This window comes from Allosalinactinospora lopnorensis (assembly GCF_000981225.1).
Lineage (GTDB): Bacteria > Actinomycetota > Actinomycetes > Streptosporangiales > Streptosporangiaceae > Allosalinactinospora > Allosalinactinospora lopnorensis.
On the sequence record NZ_LAJC01000029.1, the window covers coordinates 14,230 to 34,955 of the forward strand.

The window sequence follows — 20,726 nt, forward strand, 5'->3', positions numbered from 1 at the left end:
GGCCGGACATACGACAGGGCTCGCCCTCCGCGCTGTCCAGACCGCTCTCTGTCGCGTGCGCCATCCCCCCTCTGTGGGCGGAAACGTGAGCCATACCCCAGTTTGCAGTGCTTATTCGCGAAACCTCTGTTTTCATGCTTCGATTTCTCCCGATGTGGAAGAAACGATGGGCCGCCCTCCTCGGAGTGGCGGTCGCAACCGCAGCGACGGCGGTCGTGGTGCAGGCGTGGCCGCAGGGAGCGGACGACTCCGACGGAGACGCCGCCGCATCGCAGGCGGAACCGCCCCCCGAACCGCCCCGGATCTCCGCTGAGGAGCGCATCGAGCTGCAGAAGGCGCTGAACAAGGTCGTCGAGGAAGGGGCCAGCGGCGCTGTCGCCGAACTGGTCGAGGCCAACGAGAGCGGTAGGGACAGGTGGAACGGCGTGGCCGGTATCGCCGACCGCCAGACGCGGGTTCCCGTCGATCCCGGGGCGCACTTCCGGATCGCGAGCCTGTCCAAACCCTTCGTCGCCGCGGTCATGCTGCAGCTGGTCGCGGAGGGGGAGGTTCGGCTGAGTGACACCGTCGAGGAGGTGCTGCCCGGTGTGCTCGACGGCGGTGAGGACATCACCCTGCGCATGCTGCTGAGCCATACCAGCGGGGTGTTCAGCTACAACAAGGCCATGCCCGCTGTGCGGAACGACCCCAAGCGGGTCTGGAAGCCCGAAGAGCTGGTCGAGGTGGCCAACGAGGAGGGGCCGGACTTCGAACCGGGGGCGGACGTGGACTACTCCAACACGAACTACGTGCTGGCGGCGATGATCATCGAGGAGGTCACCGGCCGCCCCTACACCGAAGAGATCGCCGACCGCATCATCACGCCGCTGGAGCTCAGTGAAACCTCGATCCCCGCGTCCCCGGAGATGCCCTCGCCCGTGATGCGGGCCTACGTGGCCGAACGTCCCTACGCCGGGGCGGACCCCGAGCCGAGCGACATCACCGAGTTCAACCCGACGCGCTGGTACGGAACGGCCCAGATCGTCTCCACCGTCAGCGACATCAACCGGTTCTGGGAGGCGCTGCTCGGGGGAGAGATCCTCGACGCCGAAATGCTCGGCGAGATGCTGACCGTCCAGGGGATCAACGGCGGCGGGGTCGGCTACGCGCTGGGCCCCCGGCAGTACACGCTGTCGTGCGAACTGGACGTCTGGATGCACTCGGGCAACATCCCGGGGTACCGCACCTGGACGGTGCACGACGACAAGGACCGGCACTTCACCATGTTCCAGGCGCGCTACGTCCAGGACCCCGACCCGCCCGCGTGGGAGACCATCGAGACCGCCCTGTGCCCGCCGGACGCGCCGGAGGAGCCCGACCCCACGCCCACCGACTACCCCAGCGAGCCGGTCGAGGGCACGGGACGCGGCGAGGACAGCGGCTGAGCGACGCCGCGGGGAATACGCGCTGGTCGGTTCTTGGTTGAAGGTCTGGCAGACTGGGGATGAGGAGCCGCCCTGCCGGCGCGGGAGTCATCCCGCGCACACCGACCGCTGCGGGACCGGTTCGCGCATGTCACTCCGACCTCCGCGAACGCGGGGACGAGTTGCGCGCTCCCTCCACCGACATGCGCCCGGCGACCGCCTTAGCGAGGAGAGCCACGTGAAAGCCGACATCCACCCCGACTACGTCATGACCCAGGTGACCTGCACCTGCGGGAACAGCTTCACCACGCGGAGCACCGCCGAGACCGGCGTGATCCGCGCCGACGTCTGCTCGGCCTGCCACCCGTTCTACACAGGGAAGCAGAAGATCCTGGACACCGGGGGCCGGGTCGCCCGCTTCGAGAAGCGGTTCGGCAAGCGCAAGTAGCGTCTTCGTAAGCAGCGGCGCCGGCCCGCGTGTGCCCCACGGCATACGCGACCGGCGCCGTAGCAGTAGGTTCGACGTGCCGCATGCGGCGGCGAGGTTGCTTTCGATGGGGGCGGGCGGAACGTGAAGTTGGACGATCTCCTGGGCGAGTACTACGAGCTGGAGCAGCAGCTCGCGGATCCCGACGTGCATGCCGAGCAGAACCGGGCCCGTCGGCTCGGCCGCAGGTACTCCCAGCTCACCCCGATCATCGCGGCGTACCGGCAGCTCCAGCAGGTCGAGAGCGATCTGGAGGCCGCCAAGGAACTCTCCAGTGAGGACTCCGCTTTCGCGGAGGAGGCCAAGCAGCTCGCCGTGGAGAGGGAACAGCTCACCGAGCGGCTGCGCTACCTCCTCATCCCGCGTGACCCCGCCGATGAGAAGAACGTCATCCTGGAGGTCAAGGCGGGCGAGGGCGGCGAGGAGTCGGCCCTGTTCGCCGGCGACCTGGTCCGCATGTACCTGCGCTACGCCGAACGCCAGGGCTGGAAGACCGAGATCATCCACTCCACGGAATCCGACCTGGGCGGTTACAAGGACATCACGATCGCCTTCAAGAACAAGGGGACCCCGGAACCCGGTCAGGGCGTGTGGCCGCAGCTCAAGTTCGAGGGCGGTGTGCACCGGGTGCAGCGCGTCCCGGTGACCGAGTCGCAGGGGCGGATCCACACCTCGGCCGCGGGCGTCCTGGTGGTGCCCGAGGCAGAGGAGGTCGAGGTGGAGATCCACGAGAACGACCTGCGGATCGACGTCTACCGCTCCTCCGGTCCCGGCGGGCAGAGCGTCAACACCACCGACTCCGCTGTGCGCATCACACATATGCCCTCCGGCATCGTCGTCTCGTGCCAGAACGAGAAGAGCCAGCTGCAGAACAAGGAGCAGGCCATGCGGATCCTGCGCGCCCGGCTGTTCGCCGAGGCGCAGGCGAACGCCGACGCCGAGGCCGAGGCCGAGCGCAAGAGCCAGGTCCGCACCGTCGACCGGTCCGAGCGGGTGCGTACCTACAATTTCCCGGAGAACCGGATCTCCGACCACCGCGTCGGTTACAAGGCGTATAACCTCGATCAGGTTCTGGAAGGTGACCTGGGCGCCGTTCTGCAGGCGCTCATCGACGCCGACACCAAGGAAAGGCTGGAGCAGGCCCAGTCATGAACTTCCTGCTCGACGAGGTCGCCCGGGCCACGCTGCGGCTGGCCGAAGCGGGCGTCCCCTCGCCTCGCACCGACGCCGAGGAGCTCGCGGCGTTCGTGCACGGCGTTCGTCGAGGAGAGCTGCACAATGTCGCCGATGCCGACTTCGACGCCCTCTACTGGGAGTGCGTGGCCCGGCGCGCCGCTCGGGAGCCCCTGCAGCACATCACCGGCCGTGCCTACTTCCGCTACCTGGAACTCCAGATCGGCCCGGGCGTGTTCGTGCCGCGCCCCGAGACCGAGATCATGGTCGGCTGGGCCATCGACACGCTGCGCGCCATGGACGTCGCCGACCCGCTCGTCGTGGACCTGGGCACCGGCTCGGGCGCCATCGCGATCTCCATCGCTCAGGAGGTCCCCCGCTCCCGCGTGCACGCGGTCGAGAGCGATCCCGAGGCGCTGATCTGGGCCAAGCGCAACATCGACGCCAGTGTGCACGGCGATCGCGTCACCGCGCGCCAGGCGGACATGCGGACGGCGCTGACCGAGCTGGACGGCCGCGTCGACCTGCTGATCACCAACCCGCCCTACGTCCCCACCGCCGATGCCGCCCAGATCCCGCCCGAAGTGCGCTACCACGATCCCGCGCCGGCGCTGTGGGCCGGCAGGGACGGCCTGAACATGATCCGCGAACTGGAGCGGGTCGGGCGGCGGCTGCTGCGCCCCAGCGGCGCGATGGCGGTCGAGCACGGAGACGGCCAGGGGATCGACATCCCGCCTCTGTTCCCCGAGGAAGCCGGGTGGCGCGATGTCCGCAACCGCAAGGATCTGGCCCACCGGGACCGCTTCGTGGTCATGCGCAGGGCCGACGATTGGCCTTCGGGACACTACGAGAGGGGTGAGCGTACGTGAGCCGCAGCTACGACTGCGCTGACGACACGCGCCGCAAGGACGGCATCGCCGACGCCGCCTCCGCGGTCCGCCGCGGCGAGTTGGTGGTGCTGCCGACCGATACCGTCTACGGCATCGGGGCCGACGCCTTCAGTCCCGCCGCCGTCGCCGGGTTGCTCAAGACCAAGGGGCGCGGGCGCGACATGCCGCCGCCGGTGCTGGTCGGCTCGGTGCGTGCCGCCCAGGCGCTGATAGAGGACTTCGGCCGGTACGGCCGGGATCTGATCGACGAGTTCTGGCCCGGTCCGCTGACCATCGTCTGCGCGGCGACGCCGAGCCTCTCCTGGGACCTCGGCGACACCAAGGGAACCGCGGCGGTGCGCATGCCGATGCACCCCCTCGCCCTTGAACTGCTCAAGGAGGTCGGTCCTATGGCGGTGAGCAGCGCCAACGTCTCGGGGCGGCCGGCCGCCACGACCGCCGAGGAGGCCGCCGAGCAGCTGGGGGAGTCGGTCTCGGTCTACCTCGACGGCGGTCCGTGTCAGGACGATGTCCCCTCTACGATCGTCGACCTGACGTATGCCGTTCCGCGGGTACTGCGCACCGGCGCCATCCCGATCGAGCGGCTGCGCGCCGTCTGCGGGACGGTGCTCGGCGAGACGAAGCGCCGCGCCTCGGGACCGGACGGCGGCGCTGAGAGCGCCAAGGAGCCCGGTGAGGCCGAGGGGGAGGGCGAAAGCGCCGAGGAGGCACCGCCGCCCGGTGAAACGCAGGACCGGGCGACGGAGAACGCGGCGGGCGATGCTGGGGAGACCGAGGAAGCGGCAGGGCGCGCAGGGGACCCCTCCCGTGAGTGAGGGCCCGTTGGCGGAGCCGTTCGCGTCCGGCGGTGCGGGCCGCCGGATGCTAGGTTCGCTGGTGACCCTGCAGGCAGGCCGCCCTGCGGCCCCGACCGGTGCCCCCTCCCCGACGAAAGGCCCCTGGACCAGCCGTGCGTGAGTACGCGCTCACTTTCATCATCGCCGTGGCGGTCACGTACCTGCTGACCCCCTTCGTCCGGCGGGCGGCGATCGCCGTGGGCGCCGTCCCTCCGGTCCGGGACCGCGACGTCCACACCGAACCCGTGCCGCGGATGGGGGGCATCGCCATCTACGGCGGGTTCGCCGCCGCCCTGCTGATCTCGGCGCAGCTGCCGCACCTGCAGGAGGTCTTCGTCGCCGACACATGGCAGGGGCTGCTCCTGGCGGGCGGCTGATCACCGTCATCGGCGTCGTCGACGACCGGTGGGGCATGGATCCCGTCAGCAAGCTCGCCGGGCAGACCGCGGCCGCCGGCATCCTCGTCTGGAAGGGGGTGCAGCTGCTGTGGCTGCCGCTACCGGGCACCCAGCTGTCGCTGGGCCCATGGCTCGGCACCGTCGTATCGGTCCTGCTGATCGTGGTGACCATCAACGCGGTCAACTTCGCCGACGGCCTTGACGGGCTCGCGGCGGGAATCGTGGCGATCTCGGCCTTCGCCTTCTTCGCCTACTACTACGTCGCGGCGATCGACCAGGGCTTCGAGCGCCAGTCCTACCCGGCGATGATCGCGATCATCCTCGCGGGGGTCTGTGTCGGCTTCTTACTGCACAACTTCAACCCGGCGCGGGTCTTCATGGGCGACACCGGGTCGATGCTGATCGGCCTGCTGCTGACCTCCATCACGATTACCGTGACCGGCCAGTTCGACGCCAACGCCGCACGCGAGTTCAACGCCGGCGCGCTGGTGGTGTTCCTTCCGGTGCTGCTGCCGCTGCTGGTGCTGGCACTGCCGCTCGCCGACCTGGTGCTCGCGGTGCTGCGCCGCACGCTGGCCGGCAAGTCGCCCTTCGCCCCGGACAAGAAGCACCTGCACCACCGGCTGTTGGAGCTCGGCCACTCGCACGCCCGGGCCGTGCTGCTGATGTATCTCTGGGCCGCGATCATCGCGTTCGCCTCGGTCTCGCTGTCGGTGTTCGACGCCCCGATCATGGTGCTGACCGTGACCACCCTGGTGGCGCTGTGCGCCGTGGGACTGATCACTCTGCCGAGCTGCGCCGAAGGCGGCTCCTGCAGCGACTGAAACCCGCACGTTCCGTCACAGAAGATCACAATTCATCGGCCGGCTGATAAGAGGGCCCGGAATCCTCTCGCGCGGATGTTCCGCAGGACACCTCGCCGCTCCGGTACCACCGCCGCGAGGCGGGTGACCTCCCCGACATCGGCGCCGGACCCCCGGTGAACCGGACGTCCGGCCGGATCGGACCCGGGCGAACCCCCACCCCCGAGTGGGGGCCGGACGGCTTGTGATAGCTTTCACGAGCAAGCACCTCACTGAACATTCCAGCCGGAGTCCTCCATGCAGGAACACGACGCCCGGACTTTCCGCGGCGCCGCGATTCCCACTGCCATCGCTGGCTCGGTCGCCATGGTCGCGGCACTCGCGTTACAGGGCGTTCCGGGGCTGATCGGCGCCTTCCTCGGCACCCTCCTGGTCATCGCATTCTTCGCGGTCAGCTTCGTTACGGTGAGCTGGGCCGGCAAGCACAGCCCCCAGCTCATGTTCCCGGTGGCCCTGGGAACCTACGTCCTCAAGGTCGTGCTGCTCGGCCTGCTGCTGGTGCTCTTCCGCGATGCCGAGGGGTTCGAGTTCACGACCTTCGGGCTGACCGCCATCGGGGGTTCCCTCATATGGGTGGGCGCGCACATGCGGGCCCTCGCCACCGACAGGCGGCCCATCGTCGAACCGGTGCCCTCCGGTGAGCCGGACAGCGCCGAAACGGAGCCGGGAGGGCAGCGGTGAATCCGCGGGGGCAGGGCAATGTGCGTGCCCTTCAGACCACCTGCTATCTTCCGGAGCGAGATGAACGTTCGCCACGACGGCGACCACGACCACGATTCCCAGGCCGATCCGATGTCGCTCGTCGCGATTCTCCTGGGCGGGATCCTGGCCTGGGGCGGGCTGGGCTGGCTGGCCGACTGGGCGCTGGGCTTCCAGGGATTATTCCTGCCGATCGGCATCGTGCTGGGCGCGGCCGGGGCCGTCTATCTGATCTATGTCCGGTACGTCCGGTCCTGATCATCCACTTTGGTGCCCTGACTCGCCGCGGGGCCCCGACACCATGACGAGGTTTGAGTTGTGTCACGACGAAAGGATTCGCCGTGAGTGCTGAGGCGCTTAAAGTCGCCGCCGCGGCGGATGAAGACTGCCATCTCTTCGGGGACAATAATTGCGGTTTCGAGGAAGTGGCACCCACGGTCGGCGTGTTCTTCCCCGAACCGTGGCTGACCTTCGGGCTCCCGGGAACCGCCGGGATCACGAAGTACACGCTGATGCTGGTGTTGTCGGCACTCCTGGTGATGGCCTTCTGGCACATCGCCACGCGCAAGGCCTCCGTTGTCCCGGGGCGCCTGCAGAGTATGGCCGAGCTGCTGATCGCCTTCATCCGCGACCAGGTGACCCGCCAGCAGATGGGCAAAGCGGGCGACAAGTACCTGCCTTGATGGTGACCCTGTTCCTGTTCATCTTCGTGATGAACGCCATGGGCATCATCCCCGGCATGCAACTGCCCGTGACCAGCCACCTCGCCTACCCGGCGGCATTGGCGATCTACATCTACATCGTGTGGAACGCCATCGGCATCCGCAAACACGGTGCGGTCAACCACTTCGTCGGCAGGGTCGTCCCGGGCGGCACACCCAAGTGGATCCTCCCCCTGCTCGTGCCCATCGAGATCGCCCAGAACTTCATCGCCAGGCCGATAACACACGCGCTGCGGCCGTTCGCGGCGATGCTCTCCGGCCACCTGCTGCTCGCCGTCTTCGCCGCCGGCGGCTTCTACATGTTCAACCTCGGCGCCGGAGGTTTCCTCAGCGTCCTCTCCGTGGGGTACTCGGGACTGGCACTGTTCGCCTTTATCGTCTTCACGGGATTCGAGCTATTCATCATGGCACTGCAGGCCTACGTGTTCATCATGCTGGCCTCCAGCTACCTCGGTGAAGCTCTAGAGGGAGCGCACTAGCCGCTTTCTTGGGCCAGTTCGCTAATTCGGGTCAGTAGATCCGACGCTCACCCCTGTTCGTCGGTCTGTTCTAGCAAAGGGAATAATTAATGGACATCACCGGTAACCTCAACATCATCGGGTACGGTCTCGCCGCTATTGGCCCCGGCATCGGTGTCGGTCTCATCTTCGGTCTGGGCGTGCAGGCCATCGCCCGCCAGCCGGAGGCCCGCGGTCTGCTGCAGGGTCAGATGCTGATCGGCTTCGCCCTCACCGAGGTGCTCGCCCTGATCGGCCTGGTCCTCGCGTTCATCCTCTGACGTAGGCACACCGGTTCAACGAACGCGAAGGGATGGCGGCCATGATCGTCGCAGCCGAACAAGGAAACGTCCTGGCGATCCACTGGGACGAGTTCACCTTCGGCCTCATCGCCTTCTTCATCCTCCTCGGCGCCATCTACAGGATGTGGCCGAAGATCAGTTCGGCACTGGACGAGCGTGCCAACCAGATCGAGGGTGGCATCGAACGCGCGAAGAAGGCCGAAGCCGAAGCCGAGGAGATCCGGCAGCAGTACCGGGAGAAGCTCGAGGAGGCGCACCGCCAGTACGCCCAAGAGCTGGAGAAGGCGAAGGAGCAGCGCGCCGCCATCATCGCGGAGGCGCGTGAGGAGGCCCAGGTCGAGGCTCGCCGTGTGATCGAGACGGCGCACGCCCAGATCGAGGCCGATCGTCAGCAGACCCTTGCGCAGCTGCGGAGCGAGATCGGTGCCCTCTCCGCCGATCTCGCCGGCCGTATCGTCGGCGAGACGCTCTCCGACAGCGCGGCCCAGAACCGGGTCATCGACCGGTTCCTGGCCGAGCTGGAGCAGAGCGAATCGCAGGCTGAGGTGCGCTGATGCGAGGTATTAGCCGGACCTCACTGGATGAGGTGACACGGCGCTTCGACGCGATCCTGCCGTCGGCCAACGCCGTAACGCTTGGACACGAGCTCTTCGAGGTCGTGACGCTCCTTGAGGAGCAGCACTCCCTGCGTCGGTGGTTGGCCGACCCGGCGAACGAGGCCGAGAAGAAGTCCGCGCTGATCGGCGAGCTGCTGGAGACGAAGGTGTCGCCGTCCACGGTCCTGGTGGTCAGCGACATCGTCCAGGCCAGGTGGTCCCGGGCGCGTGATCTCGTGGACACCGCCGAGCGCATGGCGGTCTACGCCACGGTGGCCGGTGTCGAGAACGAGGAGCGTCTCAACGAACTGGAGGACGAGCTCTTCCGGTTCGGGCGGATCGTCGCCGCGGAGCCGGACCTCCGCTCGGCGCTCACAGCCGAGGGCGTGGACGCCCAGCACAAGCGGACCCTGGTGGAGAACCTGCTCTCGGGCAAGGTCGATCCGGCCACCCTGAGGCTGGTCACCGAGGCTGTGACGCGTTCACGGGGACGTAGGCTGGAGCAGGGACTCGACTACTACGGGCACCTGGTCGCCGAGCGTGCCCAGCGCTACATCGCGGTGGTGCGCACAGCCGTGCCGCTGAGCGAGGATCAGCAGGCTCAATTGCAGGGTGTGCTGACCCGGGTATACGGCAGGACGATCCATCTGAACATCGAAATCGCCCCGGAGATCGTGGGTGGGCTCTCCATCCGCGTGGGTGACGAGGTCATTGACGGCACCGTCGCCGGGCGGCTCGCTGAGGTCCGGCGGCGCTTGGCCGGCTGACGCGACGAATCACGCAAGGCAAGACGCACGGCGCCAGGGAAACACGGCGCCATACGAGAGCAAGGACATACGTGAGATGGCGGAGCTGACGATCCGGCCGGATGAGATCCGGAACGCGCTGCAGCGCTTCGTCCAGTCGTACGAGCCTGACGCGGCCGCACGCGAGGAGATCGGAACCGTCACCTACTCCGGTGACGGTATCGCCCGCGTCGGTGGCCTTCCCTCGGCGATGGCGAACGAGCTGCTGGAATTCGAAGACGGCACGCTGGGTCTGGCCCAGAACCTGGAGATCGGCGAGATCGGCGCCGTTGTCCTGGGCGACTTCACCGAGATCGAAGAGGGACAGACCGTGCGCCGCACCGGTCAGGTCCTCTCTGTACCGGTGGGCGACGGCTTCCTCGGCCGCGTCGTCGACCCCATGGGCCGGGCGATCGACGGCCAGGGTGACATCGAGAGCACCGAACGCCGCGACCTGGAACTGCAGGCTCCCTCTGTCATGCAGCGCCAGCCCGTGCACGAGCCGATGCAGACCGGCATCAAGGCGATCGACTCCATGACGCCGATCGGCCGGGGCCAGCGCCAGCTGATCATCGGCGACCGGCAGACCGGCAAGACCGCTCTCGGTATCGACACGATCATCAACCAGAAGTCGAACTGGGAGTCCGGAGACCCGGACAAGCAGGTGCGCTGCATCTACGTGGCGGTCGGCCAGAAGGGCTCGACCATCGCCGGTGTGCGCGCCTCGCTGGAGGAGGCCGGAGCGATGGAGTACACCACCATCGTGGCCGCCCCCGCCTCCGACCCCGCGGGCTTCAAGTACATCGCCCCCTACACCGGTTCGGCCATCGGCCAGCACTGGATGTACAGCGGCAAGCACGTCCTGATCGTCTTCGACGACCTGACCAAGCAGGCTGAGGCCTACCGGGCCGTGTCCCTGCTGCTGCGTCGCCCCCCGGGCCGCGAAGCCTACCCCGGTGACGTCTTCTACCTGCACTCCCGGCTGCTGGAGCGCTGCGCCAAGCTGTCCGACGAAATGGGCGCCGGGTCGATGACCGGTCTTCCGATCATCGAGACCAAGGCCAACGACGTCTCCGCCTACATCCCGACCAACGTCATCTCCATCACCGACGGCCAGGTGTTCCTGGAGTCCGACCTGTTCAACGCGGGACAGCGCCCGGCGATCAACGTCGGTGTCTCGGTGTCGCGTGTCGGCGGCTCCGCCCAGACCAAGGCGATGAAGAAGGTCACCGGCTCGCTTCGGCTGGGCCTGGCCCAGTACCGCGAGCTGGAGGCGTTCGCCGCCTTCGGCTCGGACCTGGACGACGTCTCCAAGGCCCAGCTGGAACGCGGTGAGCGCCTGATGGAGATGCTTAAGCAGGGGCAGTACACCCCGTTCCCGATGGAGCAGGAGGTCATCTCGATCTGGGGCGGCACCACCGGCCAGTTCGACGACGTCCCGGTGGAGGACGTTCGCCGGTTCGAGTCGGACTTCCTGGAGTACGTCGGCCGCGAGCACCCCGGTGTCCTGCAGAACATCCGCGAGAGCGGCAAGTTCGAGGACGAGACCGAGGCCACGCTCAAGGACGCCATCGAGACCTTCAAGCAGAGCTTCCAGACCAGCTCCGGCGGGCTCCTCGGAAACGAGGAAGAAGCCGAGGCGCTGGAGGAGAGCAAGGTCGGCCAGGAAACCATCAAGGTCGCCAAGAGCGCCGGGAAGTAGACCATGGGAGCACAGCTTCGCGTCTATCGCCGGAGGATCCGCTCGACCAAGTCGATGGCGAAGATCACCCGGGCGATGGAGCTCATCGCCACCACCCGCATCACCAAGGCGCAGCGGGCGGCCGAGGCGGCTGGGCCCTACGCGCGGGAGATCACCCGGGCCGTCTCGGCCCTGGCGGCGCGGGTGTCCGAGCACCCGCTGCTCGTCGAGTCGGAGAACCGGACCCGGGCCGCCATTCTGGTCGTCACGAGCGACAAAGGGCTCGCGGGCGCCTACACCACCAACGCCATCAAGGAGGCGGAATCCCTGTCCTCGCTCCTGCAGGAGCAGGGCAAGGAGGTCCTCCTCTACATGGTGGGCCGCAAGGGGATCGCCTACTACGAGTTCCGCAGGCGTTCCTTGGAGCAGACGTGGGAAGGGTTCACCGAGCGCCCCTCCTACATGCACGCCAAGGAGATCGGCGATGCCCTGATAGGCCGGTTCACCCAGGACACGGCCGAGGGCGGAGTGGACGAGATCCACATCGTCTCGACCGAGTTCATCTCGATGCTCACGCAGCGGGCGGCCTCCAACCGCGCGCTGCCGCTGGAGGTCGAGGAGGTCGAGGCCTCGGAGTTGGAGGCGGAGCAGGGAGCGCTCCCCCTCTACGAGTTCGAGCCGTCGGCCGAAGAGGTCCTGGACCAACTGCTTCCGCGGTACGTGACGAACCGGATCTACTTCGCGCTCCTGGAGTCGGCGGCTTCCCAGCACGCGTCGCGCCGCAACGCGATGAAGGCGGCCACCGACAACGCCGAGGAGCTTGTCCAGACCCTGACCCGCCAGGCCAACCAGGCCCGCCAGGCGGAGATCACGAGTGAGATCAGCGAGATCGTCGGCGGCGCCGACGCCCTCGCTGCTGCCAGCGGGGAGTGAGTAAGAGAAGTGACTGCGACTGCTGAAGAGACGGCCGCGCCGGGCACGGCCCCCGGGCGCATCGCCCGGGTTACCGGCCCGGTCGTCGACGTGGAGTTCCCCGTCGACGCGCTGCCGGGCATCTACAACGCCCTGAAGACCGATGTGACCATCGGGGGAGAGACCAAGACGCTGACGCTGGAGGTTGCCCAGCACCTCGGCGACAACCTGGTCCGGGCCATCTGCCTGCAGCCGCAGGACGGACTGACCCGCGGCAACGAGGTCCGCGACACCGGCGAGCCGATCAGCGTTCCGGTGGGCGACGTCGTCAAGGGCCACGTGTTCAACACGCTGGGCGAGTCGTTGGACGTCAAGACCTCCGAGCTGGAGGTCAACGAGCGCTGGCCGATCCACCGGTCGGCCCCGGCCTTCGACCAACTGGAGTCGAAGACCGAGATGATGGTCACCGGGATCAAGATCATCGACCTGCTCACCCCGTACGTGCGGGGCGGCAAGATCGGTCTGTTCGGCGGCGCCGGTGTCGGCAAGACCGTTCTGATCCAGGAGATGATCACCCGTATCGCCCGCAACTTCGGCGGTGTCTCCGTCTTCGCGGGCGTGGGGGAACGGACCCGTGAGGGGACCGACCTCTTCCTGGAGATGGACGAGATGGAGGTCCTCCAGGACACCGCGCTGGTCTTCGGCCAGATGGACGAGCCCCCGGGTACCCGGCTGCGTGTCGCGCTCTCCGCTCTGACCATGGCGGAGTACTTCCGTGATGTGCAGAGGCAGGACGTGCTGCTGTTCATCGACAACATCTTCCGGTTCACCCAGGCCGGCCAGGAGGTCTCCACCCTGCTGGGCCGCATGCCCTCGGCGGTGGGGTACCAGCCCAACCTGGCCGACGAGATGGGCCAGCTCCAGGAGCGGATCACCTCGACCCGCGGCCACTCGATCACCTCGATGCAGGCGATCTACGTGCCGGCGGACGACTACACCGACCCGGCGCCCGCCACCACGTTCGCCCACCTGGACGCGACGACCGAGCTCTCCCGCCCGATCTCGCAGAAGGGCATCTACCCCGCGGTGGACCCGCTGACCTCGACCTCCCGCATCCTCGACCCGCAGTACGTGGGCGAGGAGCACTACCGGGTCGCCCAGCGGGTGAAGGAGATCCTGCAGCGCAACAACGAGCTGCAGGACCAGATCGCTATTCTCGGTATCGACGAGCTGTCCGAAGAGGACAAGATCATCGTGAACCGGGCACGGCGCCTGGAGCGTTTCCTGTCGCAGAACATGTTCGTCGCCGAGAAGTTCACCGGCAACCCGGGCGTGTTCGTGCCGCTGGAGGAGACCGTCGCCTCCTTCAAGGCGCTCTGCGAGGGCGAGTACGACCACCTGCCCGAACAGGCGTTCCTGGACGTCGGCAACATCGAGATGGCCGTCGAGAAGGCCAAGACGCTGCAGGGCTAGTTCTGAGGCGAAGGGCGGGCGCCGCGCGGTGCCCGCCCTCGGCAGAACCGCCCGCGATCAGAGGAGTTTGAGGCAGTGTCGAAGAAGCTTTCCGTCGAACTCGTCTCACCCGAGCGCGAGCTGTGGGCGGGCGAGGGCGACATGGTCATCGCCAAGACCACCGAGGGCGAGATCGGTATCCAGCCGGGGCACATCCCGGTCCTGGCGACGTTGGCGCCGGGCTCGGTGGTCCGCGTTCTCGGCGGCAGGGAGTCCGGCGAGGTCCGCGCGGCGGCGCACGGCGGGTTCATCTCCGTGGCCGACGACCGGATCTCCATCCTCGCCGAGGTGGCCGAACTGGCCGAGGACGTCGACGCCGAGCGGGCCAGGGTGGCCCTGCGCGACGCGGTCTCCGACGAGGCCGCGGCCAACGCCGCCGAGGCGCAGGAACGCGCCGAGCGCGCGCGCAGCCGGCTCCGGGCCGTGGGCGAGGACGTCTGATCGGGGTCCTGTAGGGGGACGAGAGTGGGGGAGCAGCTGTCCAGCGAGATATGGTTCCAGATCGCCGAATGGCTGTTCTTCGCCCTGCTCACCGTCGCACTGCTGGCCCTGGTGGCCGTCACCGTGCGCAGATACGTTCTGGAGCGCGGCGGCGGCGCCGTCGAGTGCTACCTGCGCCACGGCACCGGAACCGCACGCCCATGGCGCATGGGGTTCGGGCGCTACGGCACCGATGAGCTGCGCTGGTATCGCGTTTTCTCACTCTGGCCGCGGCCGACAGCAGAGCTGTCGCGCCGCGGTCTCGTTATTGTGGGCCGCCGCGCGCCGACGGGGGCGGACCTCGCCGAACTCACGTCCGATCTCGTGGTGATCGAGGTGGGCTGGCTGGGAACCAACGGCTCCGACCCCAAAGAGCCGGTCTACGAGATCGCGATGACCGAGAGCGCGCTCACCGGATTCCTCTCCTGGCTGGAGTCCATGCCGCCGGGTGGCGTCTGGCGCCCCTGACCGGACGGAACCTAGGGTGGGCCCCATGATTGTCGCATTCTCCGTGAGCCCCATGGATACGGGCGAGTCCGTGGCTCCGGCCGTAGCCCGGGCTGTCCGCGTGGTCCGCGAGAGCGGCCTGCCGAACCGCACCGACGCGATGTTCACCAGTGTCGAGGGCGAGTGGGACGAGGTCATGGACGTCGTCAAACGCGCCGTGGAGGCCGCCGGCGAAGGGTCGAAACGGGTCAGCCTGACCCTCAAGGCCGACATCCGCGAGGGGGTCCAGGACGGACTCACCAGCAAGGTCGAGGCCGTCGAGGAGGAGCTCCAGCGGTAGCCGCGGACCGCGGCGGTGCGGGGACACCACGCTGCGGCCGCGGGCGGACGGAAGCATCGGGGGCGCTGCGGGCCGCATCCGGCCTCAGCGCTCACCACCGGGCTTCCACAGGACCTCGGTGCCGTCCCGGCCGAGTACCCGGCAGAGGATGAACAGCAGGTCCGACAGCCGGTTCAGGTACTTCGCGGTCAGCGGGTTCATGGTGTTCCCGTGCTCCTCGATCGCGGCCCACGTGCTGCGTTCGGCCCGCCGTGTCACGACCCGGGCCGTGTGCATCAGTGCGACCGCGGGCGAGCCGCCGGGCAGGATGAAGCTGCGCAGTTTCGGCAGATCCGCGTTGTAGGTGTCGCAGGCCTCCTCCAGGCGGTCGATGTACTCGGGCTCGATGCGCAGCGGGGGGAACTCCGGGTTCTCCACGACCGGCGCGGACAGATCCGCCCCGAGGTCGAAGAGCTCATTCTGTACCCGGCCGAGCAGGGCCCGGATGTCCTCGGGGATCTCGCCGAACGCGAGCGCCGTCCCGATGGCGGCGTTGGCCTCTTCGACATCGGCGTAAGCGGTCAACCGGGAGTCGGTCTTGGCGGTCCGGCTCATGTCGCCGAGAGCGGTCTCCCCGGAGTCCCCGCCCCGGGTGTAGATCTTGGAGAGCACGACAGGCGTATCGGTGTCTCGTTTGGTCATGCCCTCACCCTAGAGGGGGCGGAGCCCAGCGGACGGGGCGCCGTGCGTAACGCGTCCGCGGAGACACGATGATTACTCTTGATGATTGTTTCGTTCCAGAGGGCGACGCAGCCATGTTGCTGATACTTTGGGGAATGATTAAACTACTAAGGGTAGTTAAACGGCCCTGAGGGTGCGTTTCTCACTCGGGTGCAATGGCGGGGGCCATCCGAAGGAGGGGAACGGATGCCGTCGGGTGGGGCGTGGATCGGGGGTTCCACGCCGGTCCGCTCGGGTGCTCGCGGGGGGCGCCTTCCGCTTTCGGCGGGACGGCATACGACGGGTGGTACACGGGAGCCCGTGGACCGGAGGCTCTGTTACCGGTCCACGGGCTTCCTACCGCGATCGGACGGTTACCGCAGCCAGAGGTCGGCTTGGCGGTCGAACGCGGCATCCCCGCTACCGCGCAGGACGCCGTTCACCGGAAGGGTGCTGTAGGCGTAGGTCTCCACCGCGTGGGCGATCCCGCCGGAAAGCTCCTCCACGGAACTCCAGTTGATGTTGTCGATGTCGTCTTCCGGCGTGTGGTAGTTCGGGTCGAAGGGCTCACCGGCGGTGCCGCCGTAGTACTCGACCTGCTCCTCGCTCTTGGTGCCGTCGCCGCCGCTGAAGAGGCCGCCGGAGGCGATCCCGGCGTCCATGAAGGCGGCGTAGTCGGAGCGCCCGCTGAACTCGGTGGGCTCGCTCACCAGCCCCTGGTCCTCGAAGTACTCCTCGAAGAGTTGCTGGATCGCGGCCGAGCCCGAAGGCGGGGGAATCGAGCCCTCTAGCTCGCCGCGGCCGTCGTAGACGAACCGGCCGTAGTTCGGCGAGCCGATCATGTCGAAGTTCAGGTAGAGCGCGATATCGTCCCGCTCCTCCTCGCTCAGGCCCTCGACGTACTGTGTGGAACCGACGAGCCCTTCCTCCTCGGTTCCCCAGAAGGCGAAGCGCACCTGGTTGTTGGGATCGTCCAGCTTGGCGAACTGCTTGGCGGCCTCCAGGACCGCGGCGGTGCCGCTGCCGTTGTCGTTGATTCCCGCACCCTCGGGGACGCTGTCCAGGTGGGCTCCGACGACGACGGTGTTGTCCTCCTTGCCGCTGCCGGAATCGGCGAGAATGTTGTACGACGACTCCGTGGCGATCTCGGAGTCCACGCTGAGCTGCAGTTCGAGCTCCTCGCCCGCGTCCACGAGGTCCTCTCCGACAGCGGTGCTCGCGCTGAGGACGGGGATGTCGACCGGGTTGGACACCGTTCCCTGGAAGGCCTCGGTCTCCTCCTCGGTGTCGCCGCCCTGGTTGAAGACGATGGCGGCGGAGGCGCCGGCCTCGACGGCGTGGGTCGCCTTCTCCTCGAACGAGCAGGTACCGCGCCGCATGATGGCGACCGCGCCCTCGGAGAACCCGGAGAAGTCGTCGGCCGAGCAGCCGCTGGCGCCGCTATCGGGGTTCACCGGACCGCCCGGCGCCGTCACCTCGCCGGCGCCCGAGTAGGTCATGGTGCGGAAGTCGTCCTCGTGGGCGAATTCGCGCTGCTCGGGGGCCGCCTGGGCGAGCGCGGGATCGGAGTTCTCGAGCCAGCGGTCGAATTCGTAGGTGTGCGTCTGCGGTTCGTAGCCCGCACGCTTGAGCTGGTCGACAACGTAGTTGGCCGCCACGTCATAACCGGGTGTTCCGTGGGCCCGGTTGCCGCCGTTGTAATCGGCGATGGTCTGAAGGTTCTCCATGTGGCCGCGGATGTTGTCCGCGGTCACCAGCGAGGGAAGCTGCGTTGTGTCGGCGTGGGCACTGGCGGGGGTGAGTCCGAGCCCCAATACCGCCACCACGGTGGTGCCGCCGGCGAGCAACCTCCGGCGCGCCGTGTGGGCGCGCCGCGGGGTCCCTTCGGGATGTGCGCTGGACACGAATCGTCCTCCTATGCGGGGCATCGGGGGAGTGGAACCGATGCGACGGGAGCGAGTTCGGTGCAGCCTGCCACCCGGCGATGCCGCGGTTCAAGGAGGGGGAGGCACGATTGCCACATTCAGCCAAGCGTCTTACACGGACATGACGAATGTGGTCTTATAGAGGGTTTCGCGTCGGCGGGCACCGCCCTGTCAATCGCCGGAATCGATCTCGCGGTCCCCGCGGCGCTTCTGGTGCTTGCGCTTCTTGCGGATGACCGTGACGGCCCCCATCAGGGCCAGACCGGTGACGCGCACGAGGGGCGTGCCGGGGTCGGTCACGCTGGGAGGATCGATCTCGTCCTCGCTGCCGAACGCGCCCATGACGCCGACACCGTTGACCCGCACGTCGATGTCGTCCGGGACGATGATGTCGATGCCGCCCATGGCGGCGTTGGCGTAGATGGTCACCCCGCGCTGGGTGAACCGCGCCTCGCGCAGGTCCAGGTCGATCCCGCCCATGAGCGCGGTGGCCACGTAGCGCGCGGGAACGGTCCAGACCCCGCTGCGGTCGGCGCCGCCCATGATGGCGAGGGAGGCGTGCCCGCTGGCCTCGGTACCGCCGACCCGCTCCGAGCCGTAGACCGGTCGAGGCGAGGCGAACGCCGGGTTCCCGGCGCGAGCCGGGGCGGTCTCGGGGAGATCGACGGTGAGCGGTTCGAGCTCCCCCCTCGTCTTGGAGCTGTAGACGGCGTCGAGCCGATCGCTGTGCTCGTCGGGGCTGAGACGGCCCTCGGCCAGCGCTTCGCGCAGCCGCGCCGCCACAGCGTCGCGGTCGGCGTCGGAAGCGCGTATCCGGTCGTCGCCGTCGGGGGACGGGGTGCCCATGGTGTCGGTCATACCTCCATCCTCGCGCGGTCGAACCTCCCACCGCTCCGGAAAAAGCCCTGAGATGTCCCTGACGCGACCCGGGTCTTCGGACGGTCCGACGGGCCGGGGCGCGGGCTCAGAACAACCGCGGGGTGTCCGGTTCGATTCCCCGGAGTTCGTCGTAGTCCAGGGTGACGCAGTCGATGCCGCGGTCGTGGGCGAGGACCCGGGCCTGGGGCTTGATCTCCTGGGCCGCGAAGACTCCCCGGACCGGCTTCAGGGCCGGGTCGCGGTTGAGCAGCTCCAGATAGCGGGTGAGCTGCTCGACGCCGTCGATGTCCCCGCGCCGCTTGAGCTCGACCGCGACGGTGCCGCCTTCGGCGTCGCGGCAGAGGATGTCCACCGGCCCGATGGCGGTCGGGTACTCGCGGCGGATCAGGGCGTAGCCATCGCCGAGGGTGGTGATGTGCTCGGCGAGCAGCTCCTGCAGGTGGGCCTCGACACCGTCCTTCTGCAGGCCGGGGTCGGGGCCGAGTTCGTGCGAGCTGTCGTGCAGGAACTCCTCGATGCGCAGGATCAGCATCTCGCCGGACTTGCCATGGGTGACCGTCCAGAGGTTGCTGCCGTCGTCCCCCGCTGACTCGCGCACCGTGCACGGCGGGTTCATCCAGTTCAACGGTTTGAACGCGCGATCGTCGGCATGTACGGAGACCGAGCCGTCGGCTTTCATCAGAATCAGCCGGGGTGCCATGGGCAGGTGGGCGGTGAGCCGGCCGACGTAATCGACGCTGCAGCGGGCAATAACGAGACGCACGTTACGTCACGCTACCCCTATCGCGGACCGCGCGGTTCAGAACGCCCGAGGACGGGAAGGAGCGCGCTGGTGAAGGCGGGTGCGGACTCCCGGTCCTCCGAGCGTGCCGCGGTCCGGGAGGTTCCTCGCTGAGCAGTCCCGAAGACGCGCGCCACCCGGCGGTGAGCGGCCGCCCGCGCACGGTTTACAGTAGGGCCCATGGTGCAGGAATTTGACAAGGTCGGCGTGGTCGGACTCGGCGCTATGGGCGCGGGGATCGCCGAGGTGTTCGCCCGGGCCGGCTTCATGGTCACCGGCGTGGAGATCGACGCCGAGGCGCTTGAGCGCGGACGCGGCCACGTGCGGAAATCCCTGAGCAAAGCGGTGCAGAAGGGCAAGCTCACCGAGGAGGAGCAGGACTCCATCCTCGGCCGCATCGCCTTCGAGACCGCGCGCGAAGAGCTGAGGGACGCCGACTTCGTCGTCGAGGCCGTCCCCGAACGTATGGACCTCAAGCGGGACGTCTTCACCGACCTCGACCGCATCTGCCCGCCGGGCACCATCCTCGCCACGAACACGTCGTCGCTGTCCGTCACCGAGATCGCCGCCCTTACCGGACGCCCGGGCAAGGTCGTCGGCCTGCACTTCTTCAACCCGGCGCCGGTGATGAAGCTGGCCGAGGTCATCAGCACCGTGAGTACCTCACCAGGGACGATCGAGGTGGTCTCCGAGGTCGCCAAGCGCATCGGCAAGACCCCGGTCGCCGTCACCGACCGGGCCGGGTTCGTCGCCAACGCGCTGCTGGTGCCCTACATCAACGACGCCATCAGGGTCTACGAACGCAGGATCGCCTCCCGCGAGGAGATCGACACCGCCATCACCAAGGCCGCCGGCCTGCCCATGGGACCGCTCACCCTCGCCGACCTCGTCGGCCTGGATGTCTGCCTGGCGGTCATGGACGTGCTGTGGGAGGAGTTCCGCGAGCCGCGCTATGTCGCCGCGCCGCTGCTGCGCCGTATGGTCGCCGCCGGACTGCTCGGCCGCAAGAGCGGAGGCGGGTTCTACGGATACTCCGGTGCGGACACCCCCGCCGAGGACCTCCCCGGCGGCCGCCTCGCCCAGATCGTACGCAACCGCGAGGAGGAGTTCGACCTGGCCGACATGCTCCTCGCCCCGCACCTCGACGACGCGATGCGGATGATCAGCGAGGCTACGCCGGCGCCCACGACGTCGACACCGCCATGCGGTTCGGCTGCGGATACCCGAAGGGGCCGACCGAGCTGCTCGAAGAACGGGGAGCCGAGCGGGTCGCCGAGATCCTGTTCGCGCTCGTCGACACCGGGCTGAAGCCCTTCGGCATGCCCGCCCCCCTGCTCGTCGACATGCTGCCCAAGGAAGCCGGCGATGGTGGCGACTGACGGGCGCCGGTTGGAGGGCGGGACCGTTCCTCGTACCCTG

The 20,726-nt window shown here is 68.2% G+C and carries 20 protein-coding genes and 3 pseudogenes; 19 read left to right on the forward strand and 4 right to left on the reverse strand.

Annotation, left to right across the window (positions count from 1 at the left end; all coding sequences use genetic code 11):
* Nucleotides 1–152: 152 nt before the first annotated feature.
* From VS93_RS12505 to VS93_RS12590, 18 genes and pseudogenes are all read left to right on the forward strand, one after another.
* Nucleotides 153–1,424, forward strand: a complete 1,272-nt coding sequence (locus VS93_RS12505; RefSeq protein ID WP_046470122.1) for a serine hydrolase domain-containing protein — start codon at nt 153–155, stop codon at nt 1,422–1,424.
* A gap of 217 nt (nt 1,425–1,641) precedes the next feature.
* A complete protein-coding gene (rpmE, locus tag VS93_RS12510) occupies nt 1,642–1,851 on the forward strand; it encodes a 50S ribosomal protein L31 (RefSeq protein ID WP_046470123.1) in 210 nt (69 codons plus the stop codon).
* Between the two features lie 123 nt (nt 1,852–1,974).
* Nucleotides 1,975–3,042: a peptide chain release factor 1 gene (prfA, locus tag VS93_RS12515; protein ID WP_046470124.1), complete on the forward strand. Its 1,068-nt coding sequence runs from the start codon at nt 1,975–1,977 to the stop codon at nt 3,040–3,042.
* Complete coding sequence (gene prmC, locus VS93_RS12520; RefSeq protein WP_046470125.1) at nt 3,039–3,932, forward strand: peptide chain release factor N(5)-glutamine methyltransferase; 894 nt, start codon at nt 3,039–3,041, stop codon at nt 3,930–3,932. Before prfA ends, prmC begins: the two co-directional genes overlap by 4 nt.
* Nucleotides 3,929–4,768, forward strand: a complete 840-nt coding sequence (locus VS93_RS12525; protein WP_046470126.1) for an L-threonylcarbamoyladenylate synthase — start codon at nt 3,929–3,931, stop codon at nt 4,766–4,768. The genes prmC and VS93_RS12525 overlap by 4 nt, the downstream gene beginning before the upstream one ends.
* 134 nt (nt 4,769–4,902) lie before the next feature.
* Nucleotides 4,903–6,058: pseudogene (locus tag VS93_RS12530) on the forward strand (glycosyltransferase family 4 protein).
* 229 nt (nt 6,059–6,287) lie between these two features.
* On the forward strand, nt 6,288–6,731 hold the full coding sequence (locus tag VS93_RS12535) for a hypothetical protein (protein ID WP_046470127.1): 444 nt from the start codon (nt 6,288–6,290) through the stop codon (nt 6,729–6,731).
* Nucleotides 6,732–6,791: 60 nt separating this feature from the next.
* Nucleotides 6,792–7,007, forward strand: a complete 216-nt coding sequence (locus VS93_RS12540) for an AtpZ/AtpI family protein (protein ID WP_046470128.1) — start codon at nt 6,792–6,794, stop codon at nt 7,005–7,007.
* A gap of 281 nt (nt 7,008–7,288) precedes the next feature.
* Nucleotides 7,289–7,950 (forward strand): annotated as a pseudogene (gene atpB / locus VS93_RS12545) (F0F1 ATP synthase subunit A).
* A gap of 89 nt (nt 7,951–8,039) precedes the next feature.
* Entirely contained in the window at nt 8,040–8,249 is a 210-nt protein-coding gene (gene atpE, locus VS93_RS12550) for an ATP synthase F0 subunit C (protein WP_046470129.1), read from the forward strand.
* Nucleotides 8,250–8,290: 41 nt separating this feature from the next.
* Entirely contained in the window at nt 8,291–8,824 is a 534-nt protein-coding gene (gene atpF / locus VS93_RS12555; protein WP_046470165.1) for a F0F1 ATP synthase subunit B, read from the forward strand.
* Nucleotides 8,824–9,633, forward strand: coding sequence for a F0F1 ATP synthase subunit delta (locus tag VS93_RS12560; RefSeq protein WP_046470130.1), 810 nt, complete (start codon nt 8,824–8,826; stop codon nt 9,631–9,633). Before atpF ends, VS93_RS12560 begins: the two co-directional genes overlap by 1 nt.
* A 76-nt stretch (nt 9,634–9,709) precedes the next feature.
* Nucleotides 9,710–11,353 carry a F0F1 ATP synthase subunit alpha gene (gene atpA, locus VS93_RS12565; RefSeq protein WP_046470131.1) on the forward strand — a complete coding sequence of 548 codons (1,644 nt, stop codon included), beginning with the start codon at nt 9,710–9,712 and terminating at the stop codon, nt 11,351–11,353.
* 3 nt (nt 11,354–11,356) lie between these two features.
* Nucleotides 11,357–12,265 carry a F0F1 ATP synthase subunit gamma gene (locus tag VS93_RS12570; RefSeq protein ID WP_046470132.1) on the forward strand — a complete coding sequence of 303 codons (909 nt, stop codon included), beginning with the start codon at nt 11,357–11,359 and terminating at the stop codon, nt 12,263–12,265.
* A 9-nt stretch (nt 12,266–12,274) separates the two neighbouring features.
* The gene (gene atpD / locus VS93_RS12575) at nt 12,275–13,717 is read left to right on the forward strand and encodes a F0F1 ATP synthase subunit beta (protein ID WP_046470133.1); all 1,443 of its coding nucleotides are present in this window, start codon (nt 12,275–12,277) and stop codon (nt 13,715–13,717) included.
* Between the two features lie 75 nt (nt 13,718–13,792).
* A complete protein-coding gene (locus VS93_RS12580; RefSeq protein ID WP_046470134.1) occupies nt 13,793–14,197 on the forward strand; it encodes a F0F1 ATP synthase subunit epsilon in 405 nt (134 codons plus the stop codon).
* 24 nt (nt 14,198–14,221) lie between these two features.
* Nucleotides 14,222–14,704 (forward strand): DUF2550 domain-containing protein, encoded by a 483-nt coding sequence (locus tag VS93_RS12585; protein WP_046470135.1) that lies wholly within the window; start codon nt 14,222–14,224, stop codon nt 14,702–14,704.
* Nucleotides 14,705–14,729: 25 nt separating this feature from the next.
* Nucleotides 14,730–15,023, forward strand: coding sequence for an MTH1187 family thiamine-binding protein (locus tag VS93_RS12590; RefSeq protein ID WP_046470136.1), 294 nt, complete (start codon nt 14,730–14,732; stop codon nt 15,021–15,023).
* Between the two features lie 84 nt (nt 15,024–15,107).
* Here the strand turns inward: VS93_RS12590 and VS93_RS12595 are convergent, their stop codons facing one another.
* The 4 genes from VS93_RS12595 to nucS all read right to left on the reverse strand — a co-directional run bounded on the left by VS93_RS12595 (nt 15,108) and on the right by nucS (nt 19,289).
* Nucleotides 15,108–15,704 carry a cob(I)yrinic acid a,c-diamide adenosyltransferase gene (locus VS93_RS12595; RefSeq protein ID WP_046470137.1) on the reverse strand — a complete coding sequence of 199 codons (597 nt, stop codon included), beginning with the start codon at nt 15,702–15,704 and terminating at the stop codon, nt 15,108–15,110.
* 392 nt (nt 15,705–16,096) lie between these two features.
* Entirely contained in the window at nt 16,097–17,626 is a 1,530-nt protein-coding gene (locus tag VS93_RS12600) for a M28 family metallopeptidase (protein WP_236700515.1), read from the reverse strand.
* A 192-nt stretch (nt 17,627–17,818) separates the two neighbouring features.
* Entirely contained in the window at nt 17,819–18,505 is a 687-nt protein-coding gene (locus tag VS93_RS12605; protein WP_046470139.1) for a DUF1707 SHOCT-like domain-containing protein, read from the reverse strand.
* Between the two features lie 106 nt (nt 18,506–18,611).
* The gene (gene nucS, locus VS93_RS12610) at nt 18,612–19,289 is read right to left on the reverse strand and encodes an endonuclease NucS (RefSeq protein WP_046470140.1); all 678 of its coding nucleotides are present in this window, start codon (nt 19,287–19,289) and stop codon (nt 18,612–18,614) included.
* A gap of 198 nt (nt 19,290–19,487) precedes the next feature.
* On the opposite strand from nucS, the pseudogene VS93_RS12615 reads away from it, so the two are divergent.
* Nucleotides 19,488–20,686 (forward strand): annotated as a pseudogene (locus VS93_RS12615) (3-hydroxybutyryl-CoA dehydrogenase).
* The last annotated feature ends 40 nt before the right edge of the window (nt 20,687–20,726 follow it).